We start from the raw sequence: 11,583 nt of genomic DNA on the forward strand, positions 1-11,583 counted from the left end.
CCCGCCCCCTGAAAAGGATGGGGGTACGACCGTGCAGTCTGTTTCTTGTCGTCCGGGGCCGGGATCGTCGGCTGCATTGCGGTGCTACCTCGCTCTATATCGAGGCTCTATACTGGCTGCACAGTGCCGGGGATAGTCCGGCTTGCTCTATCGCATGATGTTTGGATGGGGCAAAATGTATGCGCATCCTTGGGCGGCCTGGACAAATTCCGCATCGCACGGTTGCCCTGCAAGCTGCGCCAGCAAGGCGCTCGTCAGGGTCTGCGCTCGGCCGATACCTGAAGTCTGCGGGCGTTCAGCCAAGTGGGGCGCGGGCGGCCAGGAATTCCACCAGCAGGCGAGCCGGGCCGCTCAGGCTGGCGGCGTCGGCGGCGAGCAGCATCTGCCGCAGCGCCCAGGGCTCGTCGAGTTCGACCAGCTTGAGGCCCATCGGCACGATGAAGTTCTTGGCCGCCTCGCTCGGCAGGATGCCGATGCCGAAGCCCGCCTGGATCATCCGGCACACGGCGTCGTAGCTGTCGACCGCCGCGCGCAGGCGGAAGGGCCAGCCCTGTTCGTCGGCGGAGCGGGCGAGCAGGCGGGTATTGGCGGTGTCATAACCCATCTGCACGAATTCGTGCTCGGCCAGGTCCTGGAAACGCACCGAATGGGTGCCGAACAGCACGTGCGGCGGGGCGACGACGGCGAGGCGGTCGCAGCGGTATTTCCAGGTGTCGAGCCCGAGCGTGCCGGGCTCTTCCATGATGACGCCCACTTGCGCCTCGCCCGCGCGCAGGCGGCCGACGATTTCGGAGGAATAGACTTCCTGGATGTTGAGGCGGATCTTGCCATTGTCCTGGCCGAAGGCGGCAAGGTCGGCGGGCAGGAACTGGGTGATCGCCGAGGTGCAGGCGAGGATGTCGACGCTGCCCTTCAGCCCCTTGGCGTAGTCCGACAGGTCGGAGACCGCGAGGCCGACTTCGCGCATGATCCGGTGGGCATGGACCAGCAGCGCATCACCGGCCGGGGTCAGCGCCACGCCGCGCCCGTTGCGGACCAGCAACGGGACGCCGAGTTCGTGCTCCAGTTGCGAGAGACGGCGGCTGATCGCGCCGATGGCGAGGTTGGCATCGTCCGCCGCGCGCGACAGGCTGCCCAGTTCCGCCACGCGGATGAACAGCTTGAGGGTCGTCAGGTTGAGCATGCAGCGTCGCTTGTATCGGCTATCTCTAGGCTTCCATACGGTGCAATGATCTCAGCGGCGAGTCCTCAGCGCTTCTTCTTGGTGATCGGCGCGGTGAAGTCGGGATCCTTGTTGGCCACCCAATCGACGAACTTGCGCACGGCCGGATTGTCCAGCAGCCCTTCGACGTTGGTGCCGTGGCGCTGGAGTTCGGAATTGGTGAAATTGGCGATCAGCGTCTGCTGGCAGATCGAGTGCATCGGCACCACGTCACGCCCGCCCCGGCTCTTGGGCACCGGATGATGCCACACGATGGTGGTGCCGGTAGGGCGCCCGCAGAGCCAGCAGGGGACGGGCGGGGGCGCCGCTTCCTCGTCGTCATGCAGGTCTTCGAAGGAATCGCGCTTGGAATGCTTGCGGGCCATGGGTCTGCCGGAATTGTCTGTGACTGCGGCGCTCCCCCTATCCGAGAGAGCGCCGCATGACCAGACGCCGTGTTCAGGCCCCGAAGCCACCGTCGATGGTCTGCATCGATCCGGTGATCATCCCGGCATGGGGGCCGGCGAGATAGGCGGCAAGTTCGGCGATTTCCTGCGGGCGCGCGTGGCGCTTGATCGCCATGAAGCTGTGCATGGTCGCCGCCATCGGGCCCTCGGCCGGGTTCATGTCGCTGTCGGTTGGTCCCGGCTGGATGCTGTTGACGGTAATGCCGCGGTCGCCGAAATCGCGGGCGAGGCCGCGCACCATGCCCTGCACGGCCGACTTGGTGAGCGCGTAGGCGGCGCCGCCGGCAAATGGCATGCGGTCGCCGTTGACCGAGCCGATGACGATGATGCGGCCGTTGTCGTTCATCGTGCGACCGGCCTCGACGGCGGCGTGATAGGGCGCGCGCACGTTGACGTCGATCATGTGGTCGACCGCGTCGGCGTCGAGCGTCAGCGGATCGCCCAGCACCAGCGTACCGGCGTTGATGACCAGGACATCGAGCGCGCCGCGGGCCGCGACCGTGGCGACCAGCGCATCACGCGCGGCGCTGTCGGCCTGGATCGCCTCGGCGCCGGTTTCGGCGGCAAGGGCCTCGGCGGCATCGCGCGACCCGGCATAGGTGAAGGCGACGCTGGCGCCGCCCTGTGCGAAGCGGCGCACGATGGCGGCGCCGATGCCCCGGCTGCCGCCCAGGACCAGTACGTTCTTTGCGGTGAATTCGTCCATGTCAGATCTCCGTTCTCGATAAGGTGTTGCGTGGGTTGCTGTTGGCACCCGTTCGGTCGGGAGCCTCTGGACGGGAAGATGCTATGCGGGCATCGTTCGCACTAGCCGGAAGAATTGGAACCTTGTCGACGGGATTTCCGAACGATGATGAAGCTCGATGGCGTGGTTGCCTTTGTCACCACGGTGGAAGCAGGCTCGATCAGTGCGGCTTCGCGGCGCCTTGGCCTTGCCAAGTCGGTGGTGAGCGAGCGGCTGGCCGAACTGGAGCGCACGCTGGGGGCCACGCTGCTTCAGCGTTCCACGCGGCAATTGTCGCTCACCAACGGTGGGCAGACCTTCCTGCCGCGGGCGCAGCGCATCCTGCGCGAGGCGGAAGAGGCGGCGGCGGAACTCGCCGCGCGCAGCGGCACGCTGGCGGGGCCGCTGCGGCTTTCCGCTCCGGTCGGCTTCGGCATCCTCCATCTCGGCGCGGCGCTGGCACGGTTCCTTGAGGGTCATCCGCAGATCGAGGTTTCTCTGGAACTCGACGACGGCTTTGTCGATGCGACGTCGGGCGGTTTCGACGCCGTCCTGCGGCACGGCGCGGTGGGGGATGGCAGGCTGATCGCGCGGCGGCTGACAAAAAGCCGCCGCCTGCTGGTGGCCGCGCCAGCCTATCTGGCAAGCGCTGGGGTTCCGGCATCGCTGGCCGATCTCGAGCGCCATCGCGGCATTCTCTATGCGAACCGGTCGGGCGACTGGCGCTTCGCGGCGCCGGGGGGATGGTCGGTCGTGCGGCCGGTCGCCGCGCTACGGGTGAACAACGGGATCGTCATGAGGGACGTGGCCGTGGCCGGGCTCGGCATCGCCCTGCTGCCCTCGTTTTTCGTGCACGAGGCGCTGGCGCAAGGGACGCTGGTGGAGATCGACGTCGGGCTCGAGGCCGAGGGTGCCGAACTGTTCCTGGCCTATCCGCGCGATCACGGCGCCTCGGCCAAGATCCGGGCGTTGGCGGACAGCCTGCGCCGCAGCTTTGGCGATCCGCAATACTGGGAGCGCTGATCCGTCGGGCGTGACGGATAGCGGGATCCAGACCCGAGCGCGAGGCCCGGGTCTGGTCGCTGGGGGGTATCAGCTCACGAGCACTTGGTGAACTGGCCCTTCTTGGGACCGGACGAGAAGCGGCACTTGCCGTCCTTGCCCTTGGTGACATTGGCCGGGGTGGCCTTCTTTTTCACCGGAGCGGTCTGGCACTTGATGAACTTGCCCTGCGCATTGCGACACGTGCTGGCAGCCATGGCCGGCGTTACGCCCATGAGGCTGGCAATGGCGGCAGCAGCAACGATTTTGCGGAACATGAATGTTTCTCCTTAGGCGTTTGCGCGCACCCGCAGGTTGCCGTTGTGCGCGGGACGCTTTCTGGAGGCTGAACCCTGCCTTGTGTTTGTCAGGGACAGGGGCTGCGACGACGGCGGAAGTCCATCACTATCCGTGGCGAAGCCGTCTATCGCTTGGCGGCAGGCGACTGGCTTTGCAGATAGGCGATGATGTCGGCCCGGTCGAGCGCGTCGGGCACCCCGGAAAACTGCATGGCAGTGCCGGGAACGACCGCTTGCGGGTTCTTCATCCAGCGCTCGAGGGTGGGCGCGTCCCATCGGCCGCCGGCACTGCGCAAGGCGGCGGTGTAGCCAAAGCGCTGGCTGGTCTGGCCCATTGGCTGGCCGTAGACGCCGTAAAGGTTGGGGCCGCCCAGGTCGGGGGCGCCGGGTGTGGTGCGGTGGCAGGCGGCGCATTGCCCGAACTTGCGTGCGCCGAGATCGGCGTCGGCGACGGCCAGCAGGCTTGCGAGGGTCGGGCGAGGACCCGCCGCGCGCAGGCGTTCCTCGCGGCGGTCGTCCTTGCACCCGGCGAGTGTGGCGGTCAGGCACAGCGCGACGAGGGTGATCACGGCAGGGGTGATAACGGCAGGGGTGATCGTGGGCAGGGTTCTGTTCGCGGCCATGCCCGGGCGGTTAGCGGGCCGTGGGGACCGTGACCAGCGGACGATTTGTCCAACCGGCCACGGCCCTTGCCGCGCGCCCGCTTATCCGGCGCGCTTGCCGAAGCGGGCATAGAGTGTCGGCAGCACGAACAGCGTCAGCAGCGTGGCCGAGATCAGCCCGCCGATGACGACGGTCGCCAGCGGTTTCTGCACTTCGGCTCCGGCACCGTGGCCAAGCGCCATCGGCAGGAAGCCGAGGCTGGCGACCAGCGCGGTCATCGCCACCGGCCGCAGGCGCGCGACGGCACCTTCGCGGGCAGCCTCACGCGGGGGCTCGCCCTCCTCCATCCGCTTCTGGATCGAGGTCAGCATGACGAGGCCGTTCAGCACGGCGATGCCCGATAGCGCGATGAAACCCACTGCCGCCGAGATCGAGAACGGCATGCCGCGCAGGAACAGTGCCAGCGCTCCGCCGACGAGCGCCAGCGGCACTCCGGTGAAGACGATGGCGGCATCGCGCAGGCTGCGCAAGGCACCGTAGAGCAGCAGCATGATGAGCGCGAAGCAGGCGGGCACCACCACCATCAGCCGGTCGCGCGCGGAGGCGAGGTTCTCGAACTGGCCGCCCCAGGTCAGCCAGATGCCCGCGGGCAGTTCCACCTCGCGGGCGATGGCGCGGCGGGCCTCGGCGACGACGCTCGAGACGTCGCGCCCGCGCACGTTGGCCTGCACCACGACGCGGCGCTTGCCGTTCTCGCGGCTGATCTGGTTGGGGCCGTCCACCACCTTGATCTGCGCGACGCTGGCCAGTGGCACAAAAGCGCCGGAGGGCGTGGGCACGGGGGTTTGTCCGAGCGCCTCGAGATCGGAGCGGCGGGCATCGTCGAGGCGGATCACCACCGGGAAGCTGCGGTCGCCCTCGCTGATGCGTCCCGCCTCGCGCCCGCCCACTGCCGTCGCCACCGTATCGGCGACGTCCTGCGCGGATACGCCGATCCGGCCGGCGCGGTCCTGGTCATAGGCGATGTCGAGCATGGGCAGGCCCTCGGTCTGCTCGACCTTGACGTCCTCGGCGCCCGGAATCCGGCGCAGTACCGCGGCGATGCGGGTTGCCGCGGCGTTCATCTCGGCAAAGTCCTCGCCGAAGACCTTGATCGCGACATCGGAGCGCACGCCCGCGATCAGTTCGTTGAAGCGCATCTGGATCGGCTGGGTCACTTCGTAGCCATTGCCCGGCACGGCGGCGAGGCGATCCTCGATGCGGGCAATCAGCGCGGCCTTGTCCTCGGACGGGTCCGGCCAGTCCTTGCGGTCCTTGAGCATGATGAAGGTATCGGTGGCATTGGGCGGCATCGGATCGGCGGCAACTTCCGCCGTGCCCGTGCGCGAGAACACGGTGCGGATTTCCGGCATGCCGGCGAGCGAGCGCTCGATCTGCGATTGCATCTTCTGGCTCTGCTCGACCGAGGTGCCCGGCACCCGGAAGGCGGAGACGAGAATGTCGCCCTCGTCGAGTTGCGGCAGGAATTCCTGACCGAGCCCCCAAAACGCCGCGGCGCCGAGCGCGAGTGCGCCCAGTGCCACGCCAAGCGTGGCCTTGGGCTTTTTCAGCGCGCGGTCAAGGCGGGGTTCGTAATGCCTGCGCAGCCAGCCGACCAGGCGGTTTTCCTTTTCCTCCACCGGCCTCGACAGCCAGACCGCGATGGCCGCCGGAACAAAAGTGAGCGACAGCACAAAGGCGAAGGCCAGCGCGATGATGACCGTCAGCGCCATCGGTTCGAACGTGCGACCCTCCACGCCGCTCAGCGTCAGCAAGGGGACGTAGACCAGCATGACGATTGCCTGCCCGTAGACCGAGGGCCGGATCATCTCGCGGGTCGCCGCGGCAATGGTATCGAGGCGCTGCGATGCCGAGAGCGGGCGGCCTTCGGCGTGTTGGCGCTCGCCAATCCGGCGCAGCGCATTTTCGACGATGATGACCGCGCCGTCGACGATGAGTCCGAAATCGAGTGCGCCCAGGCTCATGAGATTGGCCGAGACGCCCACGCGCGCCATGCCGAAACCGGTCAGCAGCATGGTGATCGGGATGACCATGGCGGCAATCAGCGCGGCGCGGAAATTGCCGAGCAGCAGGAACAGCACGGCAATGACCAGAAGCGCCCCCTCGGCCAGATTGCGCGCGACGGTGGAGATCGTCGCATCGACGAGCTTGGTACGGTCGAGCACCGGCTCGATCACGATGTCGCGCGGGAGCGCGGGGGCGATGGCCTTGAGCTTGGCGTCGACCCCGGAGGAGACCGTACGGCTGTTCTCGCCGATGCGCATGATTGCGGTCCCGGTCACGACCTCGCGGCCGTTTTCCGAGGCTGCACCCATGCGCACGGCCTGTCCCAGCCGCACTTGCGCGACCTGGCCGAGCGTGATCGGCGTGCCTTCGCGCGAGGCGATCACGCGGTCGCGCAATTGCGCAAGGCTGAGCACGCGGGCATCGGCGCGAACGGCCAGCCCTTCGCCGTTGCGGTCAACCGTACCGCCGCCGGTGGCGACATTGTTGCGCTCCAGCGCCGTCGCAAGGTCGGCAAGGCTGAGCCGCAGCGCCGCCAGTTTCTGGAGGTCCGGCGCGACGCGGTATTCCTTCTCGAAACCGCCGAGGGAATCGATCCCGGCAACACCGTCCACGGCCTTGATCTGCGGGGCGACGATCCAGTCCTGCACGGTGTGCAGGTAGGTCGCCTTGTCGGCCTCGCCGACCAGCCGGTCGCCTTCCGGGGTGATGTAGCTGCCGTCGGGCTGGAGGCCGGGTTCACCGGGGCGGTGCTGCTCATGCGCTCTTTCGGAATAGCGCAGCGTCCAGATATAAACTTCGCCAAGGCCGGTGGCGATCGGGCCCATTTCCGGCCGGGCGCCTGCGGGAAGGCTCTCCTGCGCGGCGGTCAGGCGTTCCTGCACTTGCTGGCGGGCGAAGTAGATATCGGTGGCATCGGTGAAGACCGCGGTGACCTGGGCAAAACCGTTGCGGCTGAGCGAGCGGGTGCTTTCCAGTCCCTTGATCCCGGCGAGCGCGGTCTCGATCGGGAAGGCGACCTGCTTCTCGATCAGTTCCGGCGAAAGCGCTGGGGCAAGCACGTTGACCTGCACCTGGTTGTTGGTGATGTCGGGCACCGCGTCGATCGGCAGGCGCGACAGGCTTACCGCGCCGACGATCGCGGCGACGGTGGTCAGCAGCAGGACCAGCCAGCGCCGCGCGACCGCCCATGTGACGATGGGTTCGATCATGGCTCAGTCCTCATGCCCGGCTTCGGCGGCGCCGAGCGCCGATTTCAGCGTGAAGCTGTTCTGCGCGGCGATCCGCTCACGCCCCGCAAGGCCGCTGGCGACGATCACCATGTTGCCGTCCTGCCGCCCGAGCGTGACCGGAGCGGCCCGGAATCCCGATGCCGTGCGCACAAAGACCACGGTCTTGCCTTCGACCGTCTGCACCGCCGTGGTCGGCACCCGGATTGCCCCGTCGCCGGCATTGCTGTCGCCAAGCTGGACCGAGGCGGTCACCGGTTCGCCGATGCGCCAGAGCCCGGCGCGGTTGTCGAGGCGGGCAAGCGCGGGGACCAGCCGCGTTTCCGGATCCAGTGCCGGGGAAACAAAGGAAACGCGGGCATTGGCGGTCCTTCCCCCCGCACTGACGATGACCGTTGCGCCGGGGCGAACCTGTCCGGCATCGGCGGGCTGGAGGGCGAGCTCCAGCGCCACTTCGCCAAGATCGGCGATCCGGTAGAGCTCCGCATCCGCCGTCACGGTCTGGCCGAGCGTGGCTGAACGCTGGATCACCTGGCCCGAGATCGGCGCGGTGATGGCAATGCGGTTGAGATTCCCGCCCGAGCCGGGCACGCCGGCCGCCGCCAGTTGCTGGCGGGCGAGCCGTAATGCGATGCGCGCTTCACTGGCGGCGGTGCGCGCGGCGATCAGGTCCTGCTCGGGCGATACGCGCTGGGCAAAGAGGCGCCTTTCGCGCGCGTAGGTGGTCTCGGCCAGCGCAAGACGGGCCTGTGCCGCCTCGATCTCGCCGCCGAGCTGGGCGGCTTCACGGCTTTCGATCACCGCAAGCGGCTCGCCGCGCCGGACCGACTGGCCGAGATTGCGCGAAAGCGAAACCAGCCGCCCGCCGATCGCCGCCGAGACCACTTGCGTGGCTTCGGGGTCGCCGGCGATCGTGGCGGGCAATTCGATGGCGCCGGTATTGCCGCCGATGGTGGGGGAAACCACCTCGATCCCGGCGCTGGTGATCTGCTGCGCGGTGAGGGCAACGACGCCTTCTCCGGCATGTGTGTCCTTTTCGCCGGTTTCGGTTTCGTGCTGCGAAGGCGGGACATCCTTGCCGCCGCAAGCGGCCAGCACAAGGGTGACCGCAAGCGCAAGCGGGCCGGCTATGGTGGTGATCGTCTTCATGTTTCAGTGTCCCTGTTCGGGCGCGGGAGCGGTGAGGCGCTCCAACCGGGCCCGGGCATTCTGGTAGGCGGCCAGCGCGTCGATCGCGGCGAGGCGCGTTTCGGCAAGCGTGCGCTCGGCATCGAGCAGGTCGAGCTGGCCGAACTTGCCCTCGCGGTAGCCGATCCGGGCGATCCGGGCGGCTTCCTGGGCGGCGGCCAGTGCCGGGCCGGACGCCGTGCGTGCGGTGGTGGCGGCATTGTCGGCTTCGGTCGCGGCTTCGGCGATGGCCTGCTCGGCATCGAGCGCGGTCATGCGGCGCTGGGCTTCGGCCCGGTCCCGCTCGGCATTGGCCTGGGCGAGAGCGGCACGGCCCGAGTTGAACAGCGGAATCGGCATGGAGAGGCTGAAGACCGCCGCGGTCGCGTTGGTGGCTTCCAGCCGCCGCACAGCCGGGCCCAGCGTGAGGTCGGGTACGCGCTGCGAGCGGGACAGTTGCACTCCGGCCTCGGCAATGGCCAGATCGGCCTCGGCAGCGGCCATCACCAGCGTGCCGGCGCCGGATGTGTCGGCGGGGCCGGCAGTCCGGGAAGGCAGGCTTTCGAGCGCTGCCGGGTCGAGCGGCCCCGTCAGCCTCTGCCCGATCCGGCGGGCGAGATTGCCGCGTGCCGTTTCCACCAGTCGCTGCGCGCGTTCCAGTGCGGCTTCGGCGTTGACGCGGCTGACATCGGCGCGCTGCTCCTCGAGCGGCGAGGCGCGTCCAACCTTGACCCGGATCTGCGCACCGTTCAGCGCCTCGCGCGCAATGCGCAGCTGGTCTTGCGCGGTCGCGCGCCGCCGTTCGGCGGCGACCGCCTCGACGTAGAATTGCGTGACCTGAAGGCGGATGTCGGCCTCGGCGATCGCGGACAGCAGCTGTGCGCGCGACGTCTGCGCATCGGCGACGGCGATCCGCGCCGAACGTTTGCCGCCCAGTTCGATCGGAATGCTGAGCCCGGCGGTTGTCTCGGCCTGGTCGAAACGCCCGTATGGGCCGGAACCCATGACGTTTTCCACCTGGCTTTCGAAGCTGGGATTGGGCCTGAGGCCCGCCGCCGTGCGGGCGGCCCGGGCGGCTTCAACCCCGGCGCGGGCGGCGTCTGCGGCAGGGGCGCCGCCTCCGGCCAGCGCGATGGCGCGCTCCAGCGTGAGGACAGGTTCGTCTTGAACCTGTGCCTGCGCCGCCGGGACGCAGAACGATACGGCCGCGAAGGCCGCAAGATATCTGAACATGTCGAATTCCCGATTGAGGCCCCGCGTTCGAGGCTACGCACTGCCCCGAGGGCAGCAGCGGTCAGGTGCAATCAGGCGATCGGGGGGCGCAGGTCGGGTGCGATCCGGGGCAGGCCGAGGAAGGCGGTGTTGGAGGGACGGTTCACCGATCCGGCGATGATGACATGAAGCGATGTCCGCTCCGCTTCCGGCAGGAAGGCGGCGGCGACGTGGCAGGTGGCGTGGTGCTGGATGGGCTGGCCGTCGTCGCTGCCCGAGCGATCGTCGCTACTGGCTGTGGCGGCGTCGGTGTGGCCGGAGCATTCGAGTTCCACGTTCCCGGCGTATTCGCGGGCATGGAGAGTGCCGCTGGTCGTCAGCGCAGCCAGAAGCAGGGCAAGCAGCAGCATGCCCCGGCGCCAGTTCGGCAAGCGGCTGAGCCCGATCATCACCGTCCGGTCATCTCGGGCCGGTGGCTGCGGCGGTTCGGGCGGAGTGCCCGATGGCCGCATGCCGGCTGGTTGCAACTGCAGTCGTGGCCATGCCCCGTCCGATTCCTGTCGATACGACCTGCCCTATGCACCGGGAAGGGGCCGCCGGGTCAAGTGCAAAGTGGATGGCGCGCGCGGCATGAAATGCGCAGAGGACAGGGTCATGGCTGCCGGGTGCACTCCTCCCGCATCCAGTCGCGGAAGGCGGCGAAGGCCTTCGTCTTGGGGCTGCCTTGCGGGAATGCCAGCCAGTAGCTGCGTGCATCGCCGGGCGGGGTCTCGGGTGACGGAGTGTCGAACGGGATCACCAGTTCGCCCGAGGCCAGTTCGGGCTCGATCAGGAAGCTGGGGATCAGCGCGGCGCCGCCGCCCGCCTTCACGGCCTGTGCCAGCATCAGGAAGTGGCTGATGCTGGGCATCGCGCCGGCTTCGGGGGCATCGAGACCGAAAGGCCGCAGCCAGCGCGACCAGGCGTCCTTGCGCTGGGACTGGACGAGCAGCGGAACGCGCAGCAGGTCCTTCGGGCGGCGGACTTCCTGTTGATCGGCCAGCGCGGGGGAGATGACCGGCACGACATGCTCGCGGAACAGCAGATCGTGCTCGGCGTCCGGCCAGTCCGGATCGCCCACGTGGATGGCGGCGTGGAACGGTTCGCGCGCGAAGTCGAACAGGTCGACGCGCGAGGCGATGTTGATCACCAGATCCGGGTGCTTCTGCGTCAGTCGAGGCAGGCGCGGGGCCAGCCAGCGCATGCCGAAACCGGGCAGGACGGCGAGTTCGATGACATGTTCGGGCGCGGGCTCGAGGAAGCGCCCGGTGGCCCGGCGGATCGCGGCAAGGGCGGGGGCAAGGTCGTCGAGATAGTCCTGCCCCTTGTCGTTGAGGACGACACGGCGCCCATGGCGGTCGAACAGCGCGGTGCCCAGCCATTGCTCGAGATTGGCGACATGGCGGCTGACGGCGCTTTGCGTGAGGTTGAGGGCCGCACCTGCGCGGGAGAACGAGCCGAGCCGGGCCGACGCCTCGAAGCAGTGGAGCATGGCCATTGGCGGCAAGCGGCGCCGGTCATCGTAGTTCATTCCAAA

General features: G+C 68.5%; 11 protein-coding genes. 1 reads left to right on the plus strand and 10 read right to left on the minus strand.

Going from position 1 to position 11,583, the window contains the following annotated elements; genetic code table 11:
* Positions 1 to 295 precede the first annotated feature (295 nt).
* The 3 genes from DM450_RS19480 to bdcA all read right to left on the minus strand — a co-directional run bounded on the left by DM450_RS19480 (position 296) and on the right by bdcA (position 2,374).
* Positions 296 to 1,183, minus strand: a complete 888-nt coding sequence (locus tag DM450_RS19480) for a LysR family transcriptional regulator (RefSeq protein ID WP_142638345.1) — start codon at positions 1,181 to 1,183, stop codon at positions 296 to 298.
* 65 nt (positions 1,184 to 1,248) lie between these two features.
* On the minus strand, positions 1,249 to 1,587 hold the full coding sequence (locus DM450_RS19485) for a hypothetical protein (RefSeq protein WP_142638347.1): 339 nt from the start codon (positions 1,585 to 1,587) through the stop codon (positions 1,249 to 1,251).
* Between the two features lie 73 nt (positions 1,588 to 1,660).
* Complete coding sequence (gene bdcA, locus DM450_RS19490; RefSeq protein WP_142638349.1) at positions 1,661 to 2,374, minus strand: SDR family oxidoreductase; 714 nt, start codon at positions 2,372 to 2,374, stop codon at positions 1,661 to 1,663.
* A 144-nt stretch (positions 2,375 to 2,518) separates the two neighbouring features.
* Between bdcA and DM450_RS19495 the strand changes: the two genes are divergently transcribed.
* A complete protein-coding gene (locus DM450_RS19495) occupies positions 2,519 to 3,415 on the plus strand; it encodes a LysR family transcriptional regulator (RefSeq protein WP_142638351.1) in 897 nt (298 codons plus the stop codon).
* Positions 3,416 to 3,489: 74 nt separating this feature from the next.
* On the opposite strand, the gene DM450_RS19500 is transcribed toward DM450_RS19495, so the two are convergent.
* The 7 genes from DM450_RS19500 to DM450_RS19530 form a co-directional block, all read right to left on the minus strand.
* Positions 3,490 to 3,711 (minus strand): hypothetical protein, encoded by a 222-nt coding sequence (locus DM450_RS19500; RefSeq protein ID WP_142638353.1) that lies wholly within the window; start codon positions 3,709 to 3,711, stop codon positions 3,490 to 3,492.
* A gap of 146 nt (positions 3,712 to 3,857) precedes the next feature.
* The gene (locus DM450_RS19505) at positions 3,858 to 4,355 is read right to left on the minus strand and encodes a c-type cytochrome (protein WP_142638355.1); all 498 of its coding nucleotides are present in this window, start codon (positions 4,353 to 4,355) and stop codon (positions 3,858 to 3,860) included.
* 81 nt (positions 4,356 to 4,436) lie between these two features.
* On the minus strand, positions 4,437 to 7,610 hold the full coding sequence (locus tag DM450_RS19510; RefSeq protein WP_142638357.1) for an efflux RND transporter permease subunit: 3,174 nt from the start codon (positions 7,608 to 7,610) through the stop codon (positions 4,437 to 4,439).
* A 3-nt stretch (positions 7,611 to 7,613) separates the two neighbouring features.
* Entirely contained in the window at positions 7,614 to 8,777 is a 1,164-nt protein-coding gene (locus DM450_RS19515; protein WP_142638360.1) for an efflux RND transporter periplasmic adaptor subunit, read from the minus strand.
* 3 nt (positions 8,778 to 8,780) lie between these two features.
* Positions 8,781 to 10,028, minus strand: coding sequence for a TolC family protein (locus tag DM450_RS19520; RefSeq protein ID WP_142638362.1), 1,248 nt, complete (start codon positions 10,026 to 10,028; stop codon positions 8,781 to 8,783).
* Between the two features lie 71 nt (positions 10,029 to 10,099).
* On the minus strand, positions 10,100 to 10,456 hold the full coding sequence (locus tag DM450_RS19525; RefSeq protein ID WP_142638364.1) for a hypothetical protein: 357 nt from the start codon (positions 10,454 to 10,456) through the stop codon (positions 10,100 to 10,102).
* A gap of 203 nt (positions 10,457 to 10,659) precedes the next feature.
* Entirely contained in the window at positions 10,660 to 11,577 is a 918-nt protein-coding gene (locus DM450_RS19530) for a LysR substrate-binding domain-containing protein (protein WP_142638366.1), read from the minus strand.
* Between the last annotated feature and the right edge of the window lie 6 nt (positions 11,578 to 11,583).

The sequence above is a fragment of the Sphingomonas sp. IC081 genome (assembly GCF_006874585.1).
Taxonomy (GTDB): domain Bacteria; phylum Pseudomonadota; class Alphaproteobacteria; order Sphingomonadales; family Sphingomonadaceae; genus Novosphingobium.

What these genes read in the sequence shown, in the direction of transcription:
- DM450_RS19480 (WP_142638345.1), bottom strand. Translation starts at nt 1,183, where the DNA reads ATGCTCAACCTGACGACCCTCAAGCTGTTCATCCGCGTGGCGGAACTG.
- DM450_RS19485 (WP_142638347.1), bottom strand. Translation starts at nt 1,587, where the DNA reads ATGGCCCGCAAGCATTCCAAGCGCGATTCCTTCGAAGACCTGCATGAC.
- bdcA (WP_142638349.1), bottom strand. Translation starts at nt 2,374, where the DNA reads ATGGACGAATTCACCGCAAAGAACGTACTGGTCCTGGGCGGCAGCCGG.
- DM450_RS19495 (WP_142638351.1), top strand. Translation starts at nt 2,519, where the DNA reads ATGATGAAGCTCGATGGCGTGGTTGCCTTTGTCACCACGGTGGAAGCA.
- DM450_RS19500 (WP_142638353.1), bottom strand. Translation starts at nt 3,711, where the DNA reads ATGTTCCGCAAAATCGTTGCTGCTGCCGCCATTGCCAGCCTCATGGGC.
- DM450_RS19505 (WP_142638355.1), bottom strand. Translation starts at nt 4,355, where the DNA reads ATGGCCGCGAACAGAACCCTGCCCACGATCACCCCTGCCGTTATCACC.
- DM450_RS19510 (WP_142638357.1), bottom strand. Translation starts at nt 7,610, where the DNA reads ATGATCGAACCCATCGTCACATGGGCGGTCGCGCGGCGCTGGCTGGTC.
- DM450_RS19515 (WP_142638360.1), bottom strand. Translation starts at nt 8,777, where the DNA reads ATGAAGACGATCACCACCATAGCCGGCCCGCTTGCGCTTGCGGTCACC.
- DM450_RS19520 (WP_142638362.1), bottom strand. Translation starts at nt 10,028, where the DNA reads ATGTTCAGATATCTTGCGGCCTTCGCGGCCGTATCGTTCTGCGTCCCG.
- DM450_RS19525 (WP_142638364.1), bottom strand. Translation starts at nt 10,456, where the DNA reads ATGATCGGGCTCAGCCGCTTGCCGAACTGGCGCCGGGGCATGCTGCTG.
- DM450_RS19530 (WP_142638366.1), bottom strand. Translation starts at nt 11,577, where the DNA reads ATGAACTACGATGACCGGCGCCGCTTGCCGCCAATGGCCATGCTCCAC.